Annotated in this window: 14 protein-coding genes; 9 read left to right on the forward strand and 5 right to left on the reverse strand. The window is 69.8% G+C overall.

Going from position 1 to position 14,569, the window contains the following annotated elements:
- Nucleotides 1–8: 8 nt before the first annotated feature.
- Nucleotides 9–344 carry a hypothetical protein gene (locus tag FHR56_RS18310; protein ID WP_184502726.1) on the forward strand — a complete coding sequence of 112 codons (336 nt, stop codon included), beginning with the start codon at nucleotides 9–11 and terminating at the stop codon, nucleotides 342–344.
- 156 nt (nucleotides 345–500) lie between these two features.
- Here the strand turns inward: FHR56_RS18310 and FHR56_RS18315 are convergent, their stop codons facing one another.
- Nucleotides 501–2,396 carry a sigma-54-dependent Fis family transcriptional regulator gene (locus FHR56_RS18315; protein ID WP_184502727.1) on the reverse strand — a complete coding sequence of 632 codons (1,896 nt, stop codon included), beginning with the start codon at nucleotides 2,394–2,396 and terminating at the stop codon, nucleotides 501–503.
- A gap of 243 nt (nucleotides 2,397–2,639) precedes the next feature.
- Between FHR56_RS18315 and adh the strand changes: the two genes are divergently transcribed.
- The 3 genes from adh to FHR56_RS18330 all read left to right on the forward strand — a co-directional run bounded on the left by adh (nucleotide 2,640) and on the right by FHR56_RS18330 (nucleotide 5,717).
- Complete coding sequence (gene adh, locus FHR56_RS18320) at nucleotides 2,640–4,169, forward strand: aldehyde dehydrogenase (RefSeq protein ID WP_184502728.1); 1,530 nt, start codon at nucleotides 2,640–2,642, stop codon at nucleotides 4,167–4,169.
- A 124-nt stretch (nucleotides 4,170–4,293) separates the two neighbouring features.
- The gene (gene adhP, locus FHR56_RS18325; RefSeq protein ID WP_184502729.1) at nucleotides 4,294–5,322 is read left to right on the forward strand and encodes an alcohol dehydrogenase AdhP; all 1,029 of its coding nucleotides are present in this window, start codon (nucleotides 4,294–4,296) and stop codon (nucleotides 5,320–5,322) included.
- Complete coding sequence (locus FHR56_RS18330; protein WP_184502730.1) at nucleotides 5,322–5,717, forward strand: DUF779 domain-containing protein; 396 nt, start codon at nucleotides 5,322–5,324, stop codon at nucleotides 5,715–5,717. Before adhP ends, FHR56_RS18330 begins: the two co-directional genes overlap by 1 nt.
- A gap of 376 nt (nucleotides 5,718–6,093) precedes the next feature.
- Here FHR56_RS18330 and FHR56_RS18335 read toward each other — a convergent pair whose 3' ends face one another.
- The gene (locus FHR56_RS18335; protein ID WP_184502731.1) at nucleotides 6,094–6,396 is read right to left on the reverse strand and encodes a hypothetical protein; all 303 of its coding nucleotides are present in this window, start codon (nucleotides 6,394–6,396) and stop codon (nucleotides 6,094–6,096) included.
- Nucleotides 6,397–6,558: 162 nt separating this feature from the next.
- On the opposite strand from FHR56_RS18335, the gene FHR56_RS18340 reads away from it, so the two are divergent.
- Together FHR56_RS18340 and FHR56_RS18345 are read left to right on the forward strand one after the other, a co-directional pair.
- Nucleotides 6,559–6,954: a hypothetical protein gene (locus FHR56_RS18340; RefSeq protein WP_184502732.1), complete on the forward strand. Its 396-nt coding sequence runs from the start codon at nucleotides 6,559–6,561 to the stop codon at nucleotides 6,952–6,954.
- Complete coding sequence (locus FHR56_RS18345; RefSeq protein ID WP_184502733.1) at nucleotides 6,954–7,931, forward strand: Ku protein; 978 nt, start codon at nucleotides 6,954–6,956, stop codon at nucleotides 7,929–7,931. The genes FHR56_RS18340 and FHR56_RS18345 overlap by 1 nt, the downstream gene beginning before the upstream one ends.
- A 274-nt stretch (nucleotides 7,932–8,205) precedes the next feature.
- Here the strand turns inward: FHR56_RS18345 and lldD are convergent, their stop codons facing one another.
- From lldD to FHR56_RS18360, 3 genes are all read right to left on the reverse strand, one after another.
- Nucleotides 8,206–9,369 (reverse strand): FMN-dependent L-lactate dehydrogenase LldD, encoded by a 1,164-nt coding sequence (gene lldD, locus FHR56_RS18350; protein ID WP_184502734.1) that lies wholly within the window; start codon nucleotides 9,367–9,369, stop codon nucleotides 8,206–8,208.
- A gap of 13 nt (nucleotides 9,370–9,382) precedes the next feature.
- Nucleotides 9,383–10,183 (reverse strand): transcriptional regulator LldR, encoded by an 801-nt coding sequence (lldR, locus tag FHR56_RS18355; RefSeq protein WP_184502735.1) that lies wholly within the window; start codon nucleotides 10,181–10,183, stop codon nucleotides 9,383–9,385.
- A 133-nt stretch (nucleotides 10,184–10,316) separates the two neighbouring features.
- Entirely contained in the window at nucleotides 10,317–10,892 is a 576-nt protein-coding gene (locus FHR56_RS18360) for an isoprenylcysteine carboxylmethyltransferase family protein (RefSeq protein ID WP_184502814.1), read from the reverse strand.
- 230 nt (nucleotides 10,893–11,122) lie between these two features.
- Between FHR56_RS18360 and FHR56_RS18365 the strand changes: the two genes are divergently transcribed.
- The 3 genes from FHR56_RS18365 to fabV all read left to right on the forward strand — a co-directional run bounded on the left by FHR56_RS18365 (nucleotide 11,123) and on the right by fabV (nucleotide 14,418).
- Entirely contained in the window at nucleotides 11,123–12,220 is a 1,098-nt protein-coding gene (locus tag FHR56_RS18365) for a histidine kinase (protein ID WP_184502736.1), read from the forward strand.
- A complete protein-coding gene (locus FHR56_RS18370) occupies nucleotides 12,217–12,849 on the forward strand; it encodes a response regulator transcription factor (RefSeq protein ID WP_184502737.1) in 633 nt (210 codons plus the stop codon). Before FHR56_RS18365 ends, FHR56_RS18370 begins: the two co-directional genes overlap by 4 nt.
- A gap of 363 nt (nucleotides 12,850–13,212) precedes the next feature.
- Nucleotides 13,213–14,418: an enoyl-ACP reductase FabV gene (fabV, locus tag FHR56_RS18375; RefSeq protein ID WP_184502738.1), complete on the forward strand. Its 1,206-nt coding sequence runs from the start codon at nucleotides 13,213–13,215 to the stop codon at nucleotides 14,416–14,418.
- Nucleotides 14,419–14,569: the final 151 nt, after the last annotated feature.

Genomic DNA, 14,569 nt, shown 5'->3' on the forward strand with positions numbered 1-14,569 from the left:
AGACGCTGATGAAAACCGGATGGCTGCTCGCCCTGCTCGCCCTCACGCCGATCACCGCGCTGGCCGCGTCCGTCACCGGCACGCTGGTCGATGGCGGCGGCATCGACGACATGACCATCGTCGTGCGTGCGGCCGATGGGCGGCAGGTGGAGGCGTATTGCGCGATGGAGTGTGGCGACTGGTTTGTCGTCGACCCAGAAAGCGAGGTGTCGGTGTTGAAGAAGGCACTCAAGGGCAGGCAGGTCGCGTTGGAGTACGCCACCGAAGCCAACGGCGACCGCATTGCCGGTCCGGGCCCGGACGAGCGGTTGCGGTTCGTGAAGCGCGTGCGCCTCCTTCCCTGAGCGGTCCTGGCGGCACAGGCGCAGCAGCGCAGCCAGGCGCCGGGACGTAGCCGCCTCACACGCATGCTCATCACGTCGCTGCTGGCGATTGGCGATCACTACAGGCGAGCTCGATGATCGTGTGCAGTGTTGCCGGCAGCGTCGCGACACCCTGCTTCAGTGCGTCCCCAACTGCAGCCGCCGATACAGCGTGCTGCGGCTGATGCCCAGCCGGCGCGCGGCCTGCGACACATTGCCGTGGCAGGCATCCAGTGTCTGGCGCATGGCGCCGAGCGCCAGGCTGTCCAGGTCGGCATCGGGCAACGGCATCGCGGCGCCACCGTGGCCGCCCTGCTCCGCCGCGCGGAGGCCGGGCAGGTAGGCCGGCAAGGCGTCGGTATCGACCAGCGCGTCCGCCTCGCTCAACGCCACCAGCGTGCGCAGGCAGGCCACCAGTTGGCGCAGGTTGCCCGGCCACGCATAGGCGCTGAGCGTCGCCAGGGCCGCCTCGGTCAGGCGCCTCCCCTGCCCCAGCCGCGTCCACAGCTCGGCGACCAGCGTGCGCCGGTCCGGATGCGCACGCAGCGCCGGCACCTGCACGCAGTGGTGGGCGATGCGGTAGTACAGGTCGGGGCGGAAGCGCTGTTCGGCCATCGCCGCGTCCAGGTCGCGGTGGGTGGCGCAGATCAGCGCGAAATCCAGCTTCACCGGCTTGCCGCCGCCCAGCGGCAGCAGCTCGCGTTCCTGCAGCACGCGCAGCAGCCGCGGCTGCAAGGCCAGCGGCATGTCGCCGATCTCGTCCAGGAACAGCACGCCGCCATCGGCCTGGCGCAGCAGGCCCGGGCTGCCGTGCTTGCGCGCGCCGGTGAAGGCGCCGTCCTCGTAGCCGAACAGTTCCGCTTCGATCAGCCCTTCCGGCAGCGCCGCGCAGTTGACCGCCACGAACGGGCGCCCGGCGCGCGCGCTGCGCCGGTGCAGTTCGCGCGCGAACACTTCCTTGCCGGTGCCGGTCTCGCCCTGCACCAGCACCGGCAATTGCGCGTCGAGCACGCGCCGCGCGCGTTCCAGCGCCAGCTCCTGCGCGGCATCGAACAACGGCGCGTCGGACGCGGCCGCCGCCGAAGGCCGCGACGACGCGGTCACGGTGATCGGCGCCTGCTGCGGGCGCCGCCGCGGACGGTCGTCGGCCGGGCTGTCGATGCGTCCGTGCAGTGCGCGCCCCTGCAGGTCGAACACGCTGCCCTGCTGGCGCAGCCGCGACAGCGGTTCCTCGAACAGCGCCTCGTAGGGCGCGCGCCCGAGTTCGTGGCGTTCCAGCCCGAACAGCCGCAACCCGGCCTGGTTGGCCGCCACCAGGCGGCCGTTGCGGAACGCCAGCAGTGCCTCGCGCGCGGTGCCGAGCAGCGCCGGGTCGTGGTGCACGCGCAGCAGTTCGCAGCCGGGAATGCCGTCGTCGAAGTAACGGTGCTCGATGTTGGCCACCGCCATCCGCGCCAGTGCCAGCGCATGCATGTGCTGCACGCTGGCGTCGCCGGAGATGTCGAGCACGCCGGCCAGGCCGCCATAGGGATCGAAGATCGGCACCGCCGCGCAACTGAGGATCTGATGCGGGGCGAAGTAGTGCTCGCCGCCGCGCACTTCCACCGAGCGGCTTTCGACGATGGCGGTGCCGATCGCATTGGTGCCGACCTGGGTTTCGCTCCAGCACGCGCCGGGCATCAGCGCCACCCTGCCCGCCTTGTCGAGGAAGCGCGGGCTGCCTTCGGCGTCGAGGATCCAGCCGGCTTCGTCGGTGAGCAGCACGATGCTGCCGGTGGCCGCGGCGTCGCCGGCCAGGCCTTCCAGTTCGGCGCGGGCCAGCCGCCACAGGCGCTCGTGCGCCTCGCGCAGGGCGCGCAGGCGCGAGGCCTCCAGCGGCTCGATCGCTGGCTTGGCGTCTGCGGCCAGGCCCAGGCGCTGGCAGCGCTGCCACGACTGCAGGATGGTGTCGGGCACCTGCCCGACCGGCGCGCCGCCGCGTTCGAAGAAGGCGCGGCGCGCCAGGCCGAGCTGATGTTGCGATGGTTGCGCCATGTCCGGCTCCGCTGTCGCAGATTGCGACACCTGTTGATACGGGTGTCCCGATAAACAGCACATCCGTCGGCGCGGTGCAATCGCCGTACGTGACGCGACGCAGCAAAACCGGCGCACCTGCGTCGTTGTGTCGCGGTGCGACCGCGTGACGCGGCGCAGCACGCAAAACCTGGCATCGGACTTGCGCATATGCGGCTACCGGACGGCCCTGCCCGTCCTTTCCGACCGCCGAAGGAGAACACGATGAACGCCGTCAGCACCGCCAAGCCGCATGCCACCGATCCGCAGTCCATCTTCAAGTCGCGCTACGGCAACTTCATCGGCGGCAAGTGGGTGGAGCCGAAGAGCGGGCAGTACTTCGACAACAGCACGCCGATCACCGGCAAGGTGTTCACCGCGGTGGCGCGCTCCAACGCCGAGGACATCGAAGCCGCGCTCGACGCCGCGCACGCCGCCAAGGACGCCTGGGGCAAGACCTCCAGCACCGAGCGCAGCAACGTGCTGCTGAAGATCGCCGACCGCATCGAGCAGAACTTGGAACTGCTGGCCTATGCCGAGACCTGGGACAACGGCAAGCCGGTGCGCGAGACGCTCAACGCCGACGTGCCGCTGTGCGTGGACCACTTCCGCTACTTCGCCGGCGCGGTGCGCGCGCAGGAAGGCGGCATCTCCGAGATCGACCACGACACCATCGCCTATCACTTCCACGAACCGCTCGGCGTGGTCGGGCAGATCATCCCGTGGAACTTCCCGCTGCTGATGGCGTGCTGGAAGCTGGCGCCGGCGCTGGCCGCGGGCAACTGCGTGGTGATGAAGCCGGCCGAGCAGACCCCGGCCTCGATCCTGGTGCTGATGGAAGTGATCGGCGACCTGCTGCCGCCAGGCGTGCTCAACGTGGTCAACGGCTTCGGCCTGGAGGCCGGCAAGCCGCTGGCCAGTAACCCGCGCATCGCCAAGATAGCCTTCACCGGCGAGACCACCACCGGCCGGCTGATCATGCAGTACGCCAGCCAGAACCTGATTCCGGTGACGCTGGAGCTGGGCGGCAAGTCGCCCAACATCTTCTTCGCCGACGTCATGGCCGAGGACGACGACTTCCTCGACAAGGCGGTGGAAGGCTTCGTGCTGTTCGCCTTCAACCAGGGCGAGGTGTGCACCTGTCCGTCGCGCGCGCTGATCCAGGAATCGATCTACGAGCGCTTCATGGAGAAGGCGCTCAAGCGCGTGGCGGCGATCAAGCAGGGCAACCCGCTCGACCCCAACACCATGGTCGGCGCGCAGGCCTCCAGCGAGCAGCTGGAGAAGATCCTGTCCTACATCGATATCGGCAAGCAGGAGGGCGCCGAAGTGCTGATCGGCGGCGAGCGCAACGCGCTGGACGGCGACCTGGCCGGCGGCTTCTACGTCAAGCCGACGGTGTTCAAGGGCCACAACAAGATGCGCGTGTTCCAGGAGGAGATCTTCGGCCCGGTGGTGTCGGTGACCACCTTCAAGGACGAGGCCGAGGCGCTGGCGATCGCCAACGACACGCTGTACGGGCTGGGCGCGGGCGTGTGGAGCCGCGATGCCGCGCGGCTGTACCGCATGGGCCGCGCGATCCAGGCCGGGCGGGTGTGGACCAACTGCTACCACGCCTACCCGGCGCATGCCGCGTTCGGCGGCTACAAGCAGTCGGGCATCGGCCGCGAGAACCACAAGATGATGCTCGATCACTACCAGCAGACCAAGAACCTGCTGGTCAGCTATTCGCCGAAGGCGCTGGGCTTCTTCTGACGCATGGGGCAGGGCGGCGGTACACAGCAGCGTGTCGTCGCCTGCCAGCAACTGATCTGGATCAAGGCACTCCGTCGCCGGTCGCGCGATGGTGACATCACCCGTTTTTCTCAGGAGCGTTGCAATGGACAAGACGATGAAAGCCGCCGTGGTGCGGGAATTCGGCAAGCCGCTGGCGATCGAGGAAGTGGCGGTACCGCGGCCGCAGGCCGGCGACATTCTGGTCAAGATCGAGGCCTGCGGTGTGTGCCACACCGACCTGCACGCGGCCGAAGGCGATTGGCCGGTGAAGCCGAATCCGCCGTTCATTCCCGGCCATGAGGGCGTGGGCCACGTGGTGGCGGTCGGCGCCGGCGTGGACCACGTCAAGGAAGGCGACCGCGTCGGCATTCCGTGGCTGTACTCGGCCTGCGGCCATTGCGAGCACTGCCTGGGCGGTTGGGAAACCCTGTGCGAGACGCAGCAGAACACCGGCTACTCGGTCAACGGCGGCTTCGCCGAGTACGCGCTGGCCAATGCCAATTACGTCGGCCACCTGCCGAAGGGCATCGGCTTCGTCGAGGTCGCACCGATCCTGTGCGCCGGCGTCACCGTGTACAAGGGCCTGAAGGTCACCGACACCAAGCCTGGCAACTGGGTGGTGGTCTCCGGCATCGGCGGCCTCGGCCACATGGCGGTGCAGTACGCCAAGGCGATGGGCCTGAACGTGGCCGCGGTGGACGTGGACGACGCCAAGCTGGCGCTGGCCACGCGCCTGGGCGCGACGGTGACGGTGAACGCGCGCACCACCGACCCGGTGGCGTACCTGAAGAAGGAGATCGGCGGTGCGCACGGTGCGCTGGTCACCGCGGTCTCGCCGAAGGCGTTCGAACAGGCCATCGGCATGGTTCGCCGCGGCGGCACCGTCTCGCTCAACGGCCTGCCGCCGGGCGAGTTCCCGCTGGATATCTTCGGCATGGTGCTCAACGGCGTGACCGTGCGCGGCTCGATCGTCGGCACCCGCCTGGACCTGCAGGAGTCGCTGGAATTCGCCGAGCAGGGCAAGGTCGCCGCGACTGTGGCCACCGACACCCTGGACAACATCAACGACGTGTTCGCACGCATGCACGCCGGCAAGATCGAAGGCCGCATCGTGCTGGACATGGCCGCCTGATGGACGCGTCCGCGCCCGCGGCCGCGCTGCCGCCGCAGGTACTGGCAACGCTGCCGGCCCTGCAGCTGATCGCCAAGCTGCGGGCGCGGCACGGCGCGCTGCTGTTCCACCAGTCCGGCGGGTGCTGCGACGGTTCCTCGCCGATGTGCTATCCGCAGGACGACTTCATCGTCGGCGACCGCGACGTGCTGCTGGGCGAGATCGGCGAGGCGCCGTTCTACATCAGCCCGTCGCAGTTCGCCTACTGGAAGCACACGCAGCTGATCATCGACGTCGTGCCCGGCCGCGGCGGCATGTTCTCACTGGAGAACGGCGAAGGCGTGCGCTTCCTGGTGCGCTCGCGGCTGTTCGCCGACAGCGAGTACGCCGCGCTGGAGGCGGCGGGGAAGGTGTAGCCGTGGAAGCGCGCGACCTTATGCATTGGTAGGAGCGGCTTTAGCCGCGACCGTGGCGTTACCGGTAACGTCGGTCGCGGCTAAAGCCGCTCCTACATGGACGGGATTCGGACGCAGTGGAGGAGGGTTCGTGTCCCTGGTGAAGCAAGCTTCTTCCATTGAGCAGGTCACCGACCAAGTCGATGTACTGGCCGATGCAAAGGATGCGCGATGATGCTCACCACAACGCAGCGCCGGGCACTGCCGTAGGAGCGGCTTCAGCCGCGACGGGCCTTCCGAAAATGCTCGGGTCGCGGCTGAAGCCGCTCCTACACACATCCGTTGTACGTCGCAAAACGACGACGAGCGCGACAACAACGTCCTAAGACGCCTCCCGCTAAGACCCCTTCGGCGGCTTCGCCGGCACGAACGGCGATACCGGATCACTCGCGGGAAAGGTTTCTTCCAGCGCTTCGTCCTGGTTGGCGTCGGCGTGCCGTCCGTGCGCGGTGTCGGGGGTGGAGTGCGCCGGCGTGTCCTGCGGCGCAGCGCGGTTTTCGCCGGTGCGCGGTTCGTGTTCGACGATGGTCTCGGGGCTGTCGCCGGCGCCGCGGTCTTCGCGGTCCTGGGTGTGACGCTTGCCGCGCTGTTCGCCGGGAACGGGTGGGGCCTGGCGCAGCGGATCGGTGGGCGTGGTCATGTCCGGTTCCTCCAGAGGAATGGCGGCGGAGGTCCAGTTCACCGCCGCGGCAGTGAAGCCATTGCGAATCGCGGCCCTTGCACGCGTCGGTCACGAACCGCTAACGGGGCGGGCGCTACTGCTGCGCATCCCCCCGCCGACGTTGCCGCCCGGAGCCCTGCCATGCGCCCCAGCGACCGCCCCGACCCCTTGCTGTTCAACGCCCATCTGGACCCCTTGCCGAGCGTGCCGCCGCCGCGTCGCCGTGGCGCCGCACCGCGCCCGCAGGATGCGCCGGACTACCGCCGCTACAGCCTGGCCGACTATCGCCAGCGCCGTGCGCGCCACCGCACCCCGTGGCGCGACCTGTGCCCGGCCTATGCCTTCGCCCTGCAGACCCACGCCCGCGGCTGGCCGCGCGGGCCGGAAGCGGAGACCGATGGCGAGCTGGCCGCGCACTGGGACCTGGTGCGCGGCGACTCGCGGCTGGACTGGGACCAGGCGCGGCAGGTGGTCGAGGACGCCTGGCAGGCGCTGGATCACCTGCCGGCTCAGGCCACCGGCATGGAGGCGCACTGATGCCGCGCCCGATCTGGACCGGCACGCTGTCCTTCGGCCTGCTCAACGTGCCGGTGTCGTTGATGTCCGGCGAACGCCGGGTCGATCTGCACTTCCGCATGCTCGACGCGCGCGACAAGCGCCCGATCCGCTTCGAGCGGGTCAATGCCGATACCGGCGAGGAAGTGCCGTGGAAGGACATCGTCAAGGCCTACGAATACAGCAAGGGCAACTACGTGGTGGTCGAGCAGCAGGACATCGCCTCGGCCGCGCCGGAGAGCCATGAGGCGGTGGAGGTGGAAGCCTTCGTCGACGCCGCCGAGATCGACCTGCGCTACTTCGAAAAGCCCTACGTGCTGGTGCCGGGCAAGAAGGCCGAGAAGGGCTATGTGCTGCTGCGCGAGACGCTGCGCAGCACCGGCAAGGTCGGCATCGCGCGGGTGGTGATCCGCACCCGCGAATACCTGTCGGCGGTGATGCCGCTGCAGGACGCGCTGGTGCTGATCCTGCTGCGCTATCCGCAGGAACTGGTCGACCTGGACGACTACACGCTGCCCAGCGGCAAGGCCGCCGACTACCGGATCAGCGCGAAGGAAACCGAGATGGCGGCGCAGCTGATCGACTCGATGTCCGGGCGCTGGGATCCCGATGCCTACCACGACGAATTCCGCGAGCGGCTGCACGCGGTGATCCAGAAGCGGATCAAGGCGCAGGAGGGCACCACCCAGGTCGACGAGGACGCCGAGGCCCCGCACCGCGAGGATGCCGCCACCAACGTGGTCGACTTCATGTCGCTGCTGCAGAAGAGCCTGGAGGCCAAGAAGCGCACGCCGGCCAAGCAGGACGAGCGCGTGCCCGTGCGCAAGACCGCCAAAAAGGCCAGCAAGCCGGCCAAGGCGGCGTCCGGCAAGGCGAAGAAAGCCACGCGCGCGAAACCGGCGGCAGCCAAGGCCAAGCCGGCCGCACGCAAGGCGCCGGCGCGGCGCAAGGCGGGCTAGGGCGGGTCGGTGGTGGTGGCGCCAGGTGTGCCACCGATCCGGAGGGCGACGCACCGCATCGGGCCGGCAAGCGCGCCGCTGGCGGTGCGGCGCACAGCGCCTGCCGGTCGTCAGGTCGTGCCGCGCGCCGTCAATGCCGCGGCTCGCCTGCCACCCCGAGCGCGCGCGGTGGCGAGGGCGTCATTCGCTGGCGTGCCTTGCCATCCGCGTTCTGGCTTCCTCGCGACAGGCACGCGCCATCGCGGCCTGGCAGGTTGCGAATGGCTGACACGCCCTACGCCGAGACCATCGCCTCGCGCGTCACCTGCGCCAGCGACTCGCGCGAAATCGCCGCGATCGACTTGGCGCCGGTCAGGGTCATCGCCACCTGCATCTCCTTCTCGATCAGGCTCAGCAGGTGCTCCACGCCGGCCTGGCCGGCGGCGGCCAGCGCGTACACGAAGGCCCGGCCGAGCAGCACCGCGTCGGCACCCAGCGCCAGCATGCGCACCACGTCCAGGCCGCTGCGCACGCCGGAATCGGCCAGGATCTTCAGCTCGCCCTGCACCGCATCGGCGATCGCCGGCAACGCCCGCGCGCTGGACAGCACGCCGTCGAGCTGGCGCCCGCCATGGTTGGAGACCACGATGCCGTCGGCGCCGAAGCGCACCGCATCGCGCGCGTCGGCCGGGTCGAGGATGCCCTTGATCACCATCGGCCCGGTCCAGAACGCGCGGATCCATTCCAGATCCTTCCACGTGATCGACGGGTCGAAGTTGGCGCCGAGCCAGCCGATGTAGTCGGCCAGCCCGGTCGGGTGGCCGCGGTAGGTGGAGATATTGCCCAGGTCGTGCGGGCGCCCGCGCAGGCCCACGTCCCAGGCCCAGCGCGGATGGGTGACCGCCTGCAGCATGCGCCGCAGCGGCGCATTGGGTCCGCTCATGCCCGAATGCGCGTCGCGGTAGCGCGCGCCCGGCACCGGCATGTCCACGGTGAACACCAGGGTGGTGACGCCGGCCGCCTTGGCGCGCTCCAGCGCGTTGCGCATGAAGCCGCGGTCCCTGAGCACGTAGAGCTGGAACCACATCGGCCGGTCGATCGCCGGCGCCACTTCCTCGATCGGGCACACCGACACCGTGGACAGAGTGAAGGGCACGCCCTTGGCCGCAGCCGCCTTGGCCGCCTGCACCTCGCCGCGCCGCGCGTACATGCCGGTCAGGCCCACCGGCCCCAGCGCCACCGGCAAGGCCAGGCGTTCGCCGAACAGCTCGGTGCGCAGGTCCAGCGCCGACATGTCCTCGCGCAACACCCGCTGGCGCAGGGCGATGTCGCTCAGGTCGGACACGTTGCGGCGCAGGGTGTGCTCGGCATAGGCGCCGCCGTCGATGTAGTGGAACAGAAACGGCGGCAGCCGGCGCTGCGCGGCGGCACGGTAGTCGGTGGACGCTGAAATGATCATGGGAGCGGGGCGGTCAGGGAGAGGAGGGCAGGCGCGAGGCGCGGGCGCGGCGCGCATCGTCCTCGTCGAGGGTGCGCAGCGCGCTGTGCACGAATTCCAGGTGGGCGTGCGCGGCGGCGCGGGCGCGTTCCGGGTCGCCGGCCAGGATCGCGTCGCGCAAGGCGCGGTGCTGGGCGTGCAGGGCGGCGAAGATGCGCGGCGAGGCGAACAGCTGTTGCCGGCTCTGCGAGATGTTGGCCTGCAGCAGGTCGAACAGGCCGCGCATCACCTGCAGCAGCACGCGGTTGTGGGTGGCCTCGGCGATGGCCAGATGGAAGTCGGCATCGGCATGCGCCTGGGCGGCCGCATCGGCCTGCGCATGGGTCTGCAGCAGCGCCTCGAACGCGGCGTCGATGCGCGCGCGGTCGTCGTCGGTGGCGCGTAGCGCCGCGTGCCAGGCGGTGGCGCCTTCCAGGGCGTGGCGAGCCTCCAGCACGTCGAAACGGTATTCCGGGTCGGCGTGCAGCAGCGGCAGGAACGGCTGCAGCGGCGCCACCACGTGGTCCTCCGGGGTCGGTGGCCGTTGCACGTAGGTACCGCCGCCCACGCGGGCCCGCAGCAGCCCCTGGCTGGCGAGCTGGGCGATGGCCTCGCGCAACACCGGGCGGGACACGCCCAGTTCCGCAGCCAGGGCACGCTCGGCGGGCAGGCGCGCGTCGACCGCCAGGCCGCGTTGCGTGATCAGCGTCCGCAACTGCGCGGCGACCCGGTCGCTGAGCCGGGCAAGGGACTCGGCGGCTGCCGGTGTGCTGGCGGCCCTGGAGATTTTGGTCATACCAATTTCGCGGAGAGGAGAAACGCTACAGCGACATTAAGCGCCTGATCTCACGTGGCGTCAATCGCTTCAGCGCCATGGCTGCACAGAATTGGTAATACCAATCAGTGGGGTCGTGACCAGCGACGTGGCCTCACCACACCCACGGCAGCAGTCGCCAGCTGTGCGCGGCGTAGTCCGGGTACTCCTCGGGGAAGGCCTGGGTCAGCATCGCTTCCTCGACCTGGATGCGGCGCAGGAACGCCCAGGTCACCGGCAGCACGATCGCCAGCAGCGACAGCACGTTGCCCATGCCCAGCGCCAGCCCGTAGAACGCCAGCAGCGCGCCGGTGTAGGAGGGATGCCGCAGATAGCGATACGGCCCGTGGCGGACCAGGCGGTGGCCTTCCTGGATGGTCACGTCGACGGTGAACCAGCGCGCCAGCACGCGGATCGACCACAACCGCAGCGCCAGGCCGCTGGCCAGCAGCACGCACGCCGTCCAGCGCAACGGCTCGCGCAGGTGCGGCGCATACCGCCACACGCCGAGCATCGACAGCACGACGCCCAGCGCCACCGCGGCATACAGCACGCGCCACAGCAGCCGCAGCGTGCCCTGGTCGCGGGCGCCGCCATCGGCCGCGCGGCGGCGGCGGCCGAGCAGGATTTCGTAGGCGCCCCAACTCAGGCCGAGCAGCATGAACAGCAGATCCGGATGGTGCAGGGTCATGGGCATGGCGGTGTCCTCGTGCGGCGTGCAAGGCAGGCATTGCGTGGCAGGGTGGATGAAGCGGCCCCATCCAGCGCGCCGGGTGTCCAGCGCGCAGCAGGGCATGGACGCAGTGTGCCGCCATCGTGGTGGCGCGGCAGTGGCCGCTGGTCACCCGCTCCGCCTGCCGGAAGTCACTTTCTGCGTCCGGCCCATTGCCGCGGCGTCGCCGCGCGGTCAGCATCCGCCGCATGAACCGATTCCTGCGCGACCTGATCGAACCCAAGCGCCTGGCCGGCTTGCTGACCGTGGCCACCGTGCTGTGGTCGTTCCAGTTCGCGCCGCATGCATTGGCGGCTTGGCGCTGGCTCGCGGCGATGCTGTTCCTGCTGCCGCTGCTCGGCGCCCACTACTTGCCCGGGCGCTGGCGCGATGCCGCGCTGTGGCTCGAGGCGGCGGCGGCGATGGCCCTGGTCTGGCTGGAGCCGCATGTCGGCACGGCGCCGGTGCTGCTGGTGGTGGTGGTCGCGCAGCTGGCGCTGCAGTGGCCGCCGCGGCAGGTGCTGGCGCTGGCGTTGCTGGCCAACCTGGGCACGTTCCTGGCGCTGTCCGCCGCCGGCATCAGGCATCCTCTGCCGACCACGCTGATCTACGCCGGCTTCCATGCCTTCGCCGGCCTGAGTGCGCACTACGCGCGCACCGCCGAACTGGCGCGCGAGGCGCTGGCGCGGGTCAATGCCGACCTGTTGGCCACCCGCGCGCTGCTCGCCGACAGCACCCGCGATGCCGAGCGCCTGCGCCTGGCGCGCGAACTGCACGACGTGGCCGGGCACAAGCTCACCGCCATGCGCATCCAGCTGCGCCTGCTGCTGGCCGATCCGGCGCTGGCGCAACGGGCGGAGGTGGCGACGGTGGAGCGGCTGTCCGGCGAGTTGCTGGCCGACATCCGTGCGGTGGTGCAGTCGCTGCGCGACGAACGCGGCGTGGACCTGGAGACGGCGCTGTGTGCCCTGGCCGCGCCATTCCCGCGGCCGCAGCTGCAGTTGCAGATCGACCCGGCGCTGCGCATCACCGACCCGCACCTGGCCGAGACCCTGCTGCGGCTGGTGCAGGAAGCGCTGACCAATGCCGCGCGGCATGCCGACGCCGCGCATGTGCGGGTGCGCCTGGGCCAGGACCGACAGCAGCTGTGCCTGGACATCGAGGACGACGGCCACCGCGCCGAGCGCATCCGCGAGGGCAACGGCATCGCCGGCATGCGCGAGCGCCTGGCCGCGCTGCACGGGCGCCTGGACCTGGGCCGCACGCCGCTCGGCGGCATGCAGCTGAGCGTGAGGCTGCCGCTGTGAGCGCGCTGCGGATCGCCCTGGCCGACGACCAGGTGCTGGTGCGCGCGGGCCTGCGCGCGTTGCTGCAGACCCAGGGCATCGTCGTCGCCTGCGAGGCCGACGACGGCCAGGCCCTGCTCGACGCGGTGGCGGCGACGCCGGTGGACGTGGTGCTCAGCGACATCCGCATGCCGGGCATTGACGGCATCCAGGCGCTGCAGCAGCTGCGCGCGCGCGGCGACCGCACGCCGGTGCTGCTGCTCACCACCTTCGACGAATCCGACCTGCTGCTGCGCGCCACCGCCGCCGGCGCGCAGGGCTTCCTGCTCAAGGACGCTGCGCCGGAGGATCTGCGCGAGGCGATCGCGCGCGTAGCCGCGGGCGAGACCCTGCTGCAGCCGGTCAGCACCGACCCGGTGCGCGCGCGCTACCGCTACCGCGACGAGGACGCGCCGCGCGACACCTTCAACGAACGCGAAGTGGCGATCCTGCGCCTGCTCGCCGGCGGCTACTCCAACAAGGAGATCGCGCGCAGCCTGTTCCTGGCCGAAGGCACGGTGAAGAACTACGTCTCCACCATCCTCGACAAGCTCGGCACCCGCGACCGCACCCGCGCCGTGCTCAAGGCGATCACCTTGCGCATCATCTGATGCGCACCCAGGCGATCTCGCCGAGACATCCACCGTCAGCGCGTCGGGACTGAAGTCCCTCCCACACCGGTTCCATCCACCGCGCTATGCCCCCGCTCGCCGTAGGAGCGGCTTCAGCCGCGACAACCGACGGCGCGATGCGTGGCTCGCCGACCAGCGCGATCCACCTCGCGCCAGCGCAGCGCCCGCCACCACGATGCCTGCCTTTGTGGGAGCGACTTCAGTCGCGACGCGACACCCCTGCACGCGCGCGCCTCCACCCGCACCGCGTTCCATACCCTGCCGTGTGCTGCCACCGGGACTTCTGCATGCCCGCCGCAGACATTAAGATGCCGCGGGCATTGTGCCGACGAGGAATTCACGTTGATCATCCATCCGAAAGTCCGCGGTTTCATCTGCACCACCACGCATCCGCTCGGCTGCGAGCGCAACGTGCTCGAGCAGATCGCCGCCACGCGCGCGCGCGGCGTGCGCCACGATGGGCCAAAGAACGTGCTGGTGATCGGCGCGTCCAGCGGCTACGGCCTGGCCTCGCGCATCACCGCCGCGTTCGGCTTCGGCGCCGCCACCCTCGGCGTGTTCTTCGAAAAGCCCGGCAGCGAGAAGAAGGCCGGCACCGCCGGTTGGTACAACGCCGCCGCCTTCGACAAGCAGGCCAAGGCCGACGGTCTGTACAGCAAGTCGATCAACGGCGACGCCTTCTCCGACCAGGCGCGCGAGAAGGTGATCGAGCTGATCAAGCAGGACATGGGCGGCCAGGTCGACCTGGTGGTGTATTCGCTGGCCTCGCCGGTGCGCAAGCTGCCGAGCACCGGCGAAGTGAAGCGCTCGGCGCTCAAGCCGATCGGCCAGACCTACACCGCCACCGCGATCGACACCAACAAGGACGCGATCATCGAGGCCTCGATCGAGCCGGCCACCGAGCAGGAGATCGAAGATACCGTCACCGTGATGGGCGGGCAGGACTGGGAGTTGTGGATCGATGCGCTCGAAGGCGCCGGCGTGCTCGCCCCGGGCGCACGCACCGTCGCCTTCAGCTACATCGGCACCGAGATCACCTGGCCGATCTACTGGCACGGTGCACTGGGCAAGGCCAAGGTCGACCTCGACCAGACCGCGCAGCGCCTGCACGCGCGCCTGCAGCCGCAGGGCGGCACGGCCAACGTGGCGGTGCTGAAATCGGTGGTGACCCAGGCCAGCGCGGCGATCCCGGTGATGCCGCTGTACATCTCGATGGTCTACAAGATCATGAAGGAAAAGGGCCTGCACGAAGGCACCATCGAACAGGCCGACCGCCTGTTCCGCGAGCGCCTGTACCGCGAGGACGGCCAGCCGGCCGCCACCGACGACGAGAACCGCCTGCGCCTGGACGACTGGGAACTGCGCGACGACGTGCAGAACGCCTGCAAGGCGCTGTGGCCGCAGGTGACCACCGAGAACCTGTTCCAGCTCACCGACTACGCCGGCTACAAGCACGAGTTCCTCAAGCTGTTCGGCTTCGAACGCAAGGACGTGGACTACGACGCTGAGGTCGACCCGGACGTCAAGTTCGATTGCGTGGAGCTCTGAGGAGCGGGGATTGGGGAGTGGGGATTCGGGAGTCGTTGTGATCCCGGATCCTGGAAAGAACATGCGGCCGGCAGCGATGTCGGCCGTTTTCTTTTTCGATGGCAGCCGAAGCGATGGCAGCGCCGGGATGAGCGGCCTCCATGGCGAGACA

Origin of the sequence: Xanthomonas sp. F10 (assembly GCF_014206815.1) — a bacterium.
In the GTDB taxonomy this organism is placed as follows: domain Bacteria; phylum Pseudomonadota; class Gammaproteobacteria; order Xanthomonadales; family Xanthomonadaceae; genus Xanthomonas_A; species Xanthomonas_A indica.

Excerpts from the sequence above, each read along its gene's own strand:
- FHR56_RS18365 (WP_184502736.1), top strand. The coding sequence starts at position 11,123 with ATGAACCGATTCCTGCGCGACCTGATCGAACCCAAGCGCCTGGCCGGC.
- FHR56_RS18345 (WP_184502733.1), top strand. The coding sequence starts at position 6,954 with ATGCCGCGCCCGATCTGGACCGGCACGCTGTCCTTCGGCCTGCTCAAC.
- lldD (WP_184502734.1), bottom strand. The coding sequence starts at position 9,369 with ATGATCATTTCAGCGTCCACCGACTACCGTGCCGCCGCGCAGCGCCGG.
- FHR56_RS18340 (WP_184502732.1), top strand. The coding sequence starts at position 6,559 with ATGCGCCCCAGCGACCGCCCCGACCCCTTGCTGTTCAACGCCCATCTG.
- FHR56_RS18310 (WP_184502726.1), top strand. The coding sequence starts at position 9 with ATGAAAACCGGATGGCTGCTCGCCCTGCTCGCCCTCACGCCGATCACC.
- adh (WP_184502728.1), top strand. The coding sequence starts at position 2,640 with ATGAACGCCGTCAGCACCGCCAAGCCGCATGCCACCGATCCGCAGTCC.
- FHR56_RS18330 (WP_184502730.1), top strand. The coding sequence starts at position 5,322 with ATGGACGCGTCCGCGCCCGCGGCCGCGCTGCCGCCGCAGGTACTGGCA.
- FHR56_RS18360 (WP_184502814.1), bottom strand. The coding sequence starts at position 10,892 with ATGACCCTGCACCATCCGGATCTGCTGTTCATGCTGCTCGGCCTGAGT.
- adhP (WP_184502729.1), top strand. The coding sequence starts at position 4,294 with ATGGACAAGACGATGAAAGCCGCCGTGGTGCGGGAATTCGGCAAGCCG.
- lldR (WP_184502735.1), bottom strand. The coding sequence starts at position 10,183 with ATGACCAAAATCTCCAGGGCCGCCAGCACACCGGCAGCCGCCGAGTCC.
- FHR56_RS18335 (WP_184502731.1), bottom strand. The coding sequence starts at position 6,396 with ATGACCACGCCCACCGATCCGCTGCGCCAGGCCCCACCCGTTCCCGGC.
- FHR56_RS18315 (WP_184502727.1), bottom strand. The coding sequence starts at position 2,396 with ATGGCGCAACCATCGCAACATCAGCTCGGCCTGGCGCGCCGCGCCTTC.